Annotated in this window: 2 protein-coding genes; both read left to right on the forward strand. The window is 28.1% G+C overall.

Annotated elements, in window-relative coordinates; translation table 11 throughout:
• The first annotated feature begins 281 nt into the window (after window positions 1–281).
• A complete protein-coding gene (gene alaS, locus MBCUR_RS01275; RefSeq protein WP_067089240.1) occupies window positions 282–3,101 on the forward strand; it encodes an alanine--tRNA ligase in 2,820 nt (939 codons plus the stop codon).
• A gap of 706 nt (window positions 3,102–3,807) precedes the next feature.
• Window positions 3,808–4,282 (forward strand): hypothetical protein (locus MBCUR_RS01280; protein WP_157077507.1); only part of this gene is annotated, 475 nt, incomplete at its 3' end.

Below are 4,282 nucleotides of genomic sequence, written 5' to 3' on the forward strand. Positions count from 1 at the left end.
AAATTAATTAAATTTTATTTTTTTTTTTTTTTTTTTTTTAAAGACAATTTTGTATTTTAAAACATAATTATTAATATTATTAAATACATATTTACTATATTATATTTTTTCAATTAAACATTATTTTTAATAGTTTTTTAAAGCTTTTTAATAGCTTTTTTAATATATTTAATTTATTTAAATTCTATTTAGTATATTTGAAATCCTATTTTATTTCTACTTTATCTTTGTTTTATATTTATTTTATTTTTATTTTATTTTTATTTATTAGGCATGATAAGATGACAAATGAACTTGAATCTTTAGGATACAAACGACAAAAGTGTGTTAAATGTGAAAGCTATTTTTGGTCATTAAAAGAGCGTTCTACTTGTGGAGATGCTCCTTGCGATGAATATGAGTTTATTGGAAACTCTCCAACAAAAAATAGCTATAATCTCTATGATATTCAGCAAAAATTCAAAGAATTTTTTGAGAAAAATGGTCACACTCCAATTCCTCGCTATCCAGTTCTTGCAAAAAGATGGAGAGATGATGTATTTTTAGTTGGGGCATCTATTTATGATTTTCAGCCATGGGTTACTTCAGGGCTTGTCGAACCTCCTGCAAATCCACTTACAATAGCTCAACCATCGATTAGGCTTAATGATGTTGATAATGTAGGTCGAACTGGTAGACACATGACTTGTTTTACAATGGGTGCGCATCATGCTTTTAATTCACCTGAAAATGAAATTTATTGGAAAGAAAACACAGTTAAACTTTGTCATGGATTTATTTCATCACTTGAAATTGATCCATCTGAGATAACATTTATTGAATCTTGGTGGGAAGGTGGAGGAAATGCTGGACCATGCTATGAGGTTTGTGTTCGTGGAGTAGAGCTTGCCACACTTGTTTTTATGCAATACAAAATTTTGTCCAATGGTGAGAAAGAAGAAATTCCTTTAAAGACTGTAGATACTGGTTATGGTTTAGAAAGATTTACATGGATTTCTCAAGGAACACCAACAGCTTATGATGCTTGTTTTGCTCCAGTCATTGATAAATTAAAAAAGATCACAAATGTTGATGTTGATGAGAAGATTTTAGCAGAAAATGCTCAAATAGCTGGAATGATGGATATTGAAACCTTTGCAGACATTCGATCCCTTAGAGAAAAAGTTGCAGAAAGATTAAACATTTCCCTTGATGAGCTATTAAAATCCACAGAACCAATGGAAGCAATTTACATAATAGCTGATCACACACGATGTTTGGCATTTATGATTGCTGATGGAATTATTCCATCAAATGTTAAGGAAGGTTACCTTGCAAGACTTGTTTTAAGGAGAACAATAAGGTTTATGAAAGAGCTTGAAATGAAGGAATCTCTTTCAGATATAATGAATATTCAACTAAACTTTTTAACTGAATTTTATCCTGAAATCATGGAGTCAGAAGACCATATCATGAATATCATTAACTTGGAGGAGAAAAGATACTTTAAAACAATTGAATCAGGTAAAAAAACAGTTAAAAGAAATATTAAACAACTTAAAAAACAAAAAATTTTAGAAATGCCCCTTAAAACTTTAATAGAACTTTATGATGCCCAAGGAATGCCACCAGAAACTGTTAAAGAAATAGCTGATGAAAATGACTTTAAGGCAAATATTCCAGATAACTTCTTTACTTTGGTAGCAGAATCTCACAGTGGGGAAAAACAAAAGGAAAAAAAAGTTTTAAAAATAGATTATCCTGATACTAAACTTTTATTCTATGATGATTTTTATAAAAAAGATTTTGAAGCCGAAATTATTGATGTAATTAAAATTAAATCTGATGTAGCAATTATTTTAAATCAAACAGCTATTTATCCTGAAGGAGGAGGTCAACCATCTGATTTAGGGACTCTTTTAATCGATATAAATGATAAATACCTTGAGTTATCTATCACTCATGCAGAAAAAGTTGATGGGGTTGTTTTACATAGAATAGCCATTAACGACAAATCAGAAATTGATTCTAAATATGAATATCTTAAAAAGCTTCTTGGGTGGAAACTTAAAGGAAAAATTGACTGGAACAGAAGAATTGCACTTGCAAGGAATCATACTGCTACCCATTTAATAATAGCTGCTTCAAAACAGGTTCTCGGTGACCATGTTTGGCAGGCAGGAGCTCAAAAAGGTTTAACTCATTCAAGGTTAGATTTGGCACATTACAAACGTATAAGTGAAAAGGAGCTTAATGAAATTGAAAAAATAGCTAATTCATTTGTCATGGATAATTTAGCTGTTGATACAAGATTTATGAGTAGAAATGAAGCTGAAAAAGCTTATGGCTTAAGTTTATATCAAGGTGGAGTAGTTCCAGGTTCTGTTATTCGTGTAGTTAGAGTTTGTAATTCAAAAAATCAGTCAATTGAATCTAAATCAGGATTAACAAATCCTGATGATTCTAATTCTTTTACAGTTCAGAATTCTATTGATGTTCAAGCTTGTGCAGGAACACATGTTTTAAATACTGGAGATATTGGTTTAATTAAGATCAATAAAACTGAAAGGGTCCAAGATGGAGTAGAAAGGCTTGATTTTTCAGCAGGAATAGCTGCAGTTGAGTCAATGCAGGCAAATGATAAATTGTTGAAAGATTCTTCAGCTATTTTTAAAGTTGCTAATAACCAACTTCCTAAAACTTGTGATAGATTTTTTTCAGAGTGGAAAGGATTTAAAAATGAAATAGAAAAATTACAAAAAGAAATAGCTGATTTAAAATCATCTAATATTGAAAATGATATAATTGAGCTTAATGGTTTAAAAATTTTAACTCAAGTTCTTGATGGAGATATTAAAGAGATGCAAAAAATAGCTACCGATTTTACTGACAATGAAAAGGTTGATTTAATAGCTATTGGTAATATGGATGGAAAAATAGTTGTTTCAACATCTAAAACAGCTATTGATAATGGTATTAAGGCAAATAATATTGTTAAAAATCTTGCTCCAATTTTAGGTGGTGGAGGCGGAGGAAGAGACAACCTTGCCCAAGGAGCAGGTAAAAATACAGATAAGATTCAAGACGCTTTAAATGAAGTTTTAAATATTGTTAAAAATTAAAATATTTGTTTTTTTATTTTTTTCACGAACTACTGATTATCTTTTTGTTTTTGAAGTCTAAATAGGAATAATTTGCTAATAATGGCTTTTTATTCTAATATATCTAAATAAGGTAGATTTTTGGGAAATTCATTGTTTCTTATAATGACAGTCTTTGTAATGGATAAAATATAGTCCTGAAAATAAAGTTTATAAGTAATGATATTTTTTAAAAAGTTCTATATTCATTTATTTCTCAATCTAAATAATTACAATATATATTTTTTTAATAATAAAATTATTAAAGATTATTTTAGAAATTAAAGATAATAACAACTTATATTTATGAAATAGATTGATATTTAAATAAATTATTGATTAGAATCTTTTCTTTCAGGACTATAATCATAAATTAGAAATTATTAGCTTTCCTTTTTGTTTTATATAGTGTGTTAGAAACTATTCTCTTTTTTTTGGATAAAAAATTCTATTTGTTTTTCATTTTTTGTCTATGTTTTGCTTTTTTATTATAAATTATTATATTTGTTTTTTTATTGTTATATATTTTTCTATTTGATTTATTTAGGAAATTGTTTATATATGAAAATGAAATTTATTCATTAGCTGATAACAACTTTTTTGTTTTTTTATTTTCATTTTTTTAATTTTTAATTGATTATATTTTTTTCAGCTATTTTTTTTTAAAAATATTATATACATGATTTAAATGGATTTAATGAACTTAAACACACGGAAATTCATATACATGGGGCGGGTGAAAGCTGGAATTTTTCTTTTTATCTTAGTGTTCCTGCTTTTTGCCTCTTTCTCTGCAACTTCAGCAAGTAATATTACTGTTAGTGGAGATTCTTTTGACGATATAAATAATGCTATTACTACTGCTAATTCTGGAGATCTTATTCAATTAGGCTCAAACACTTTTAAAAGCAATGGTTCGGGAATTAGAATAACTACGGAAAATTTAACTTTTATTGGTGCTTCCCCTAACAATCCTGCAACAGTATCTGGAGAAAATATCAGCAGAATTTTCTTGATAAATGCAACAACCACCACATTTAAATACATTAACTTTATCAATGGTAATGGTAATGGCACTACGGGAACAGCCATTCTCACTTATTCTAAAATTATTGTTGAAAACTGCACTTTTTCAGATAACATTGGAGAAAGCGGAGCAACCA

The sequence above is a fragment of the Methanobrevibacter curvatus genome (genome assembly GCF_001639295.1).
Classification (GTDB): Archaea; Methanobacteriota; Methanobacteria; order Methanobacteriales; family Methanobacteriaceae; genus Methanoflexus; species Methanoflexus curvatus.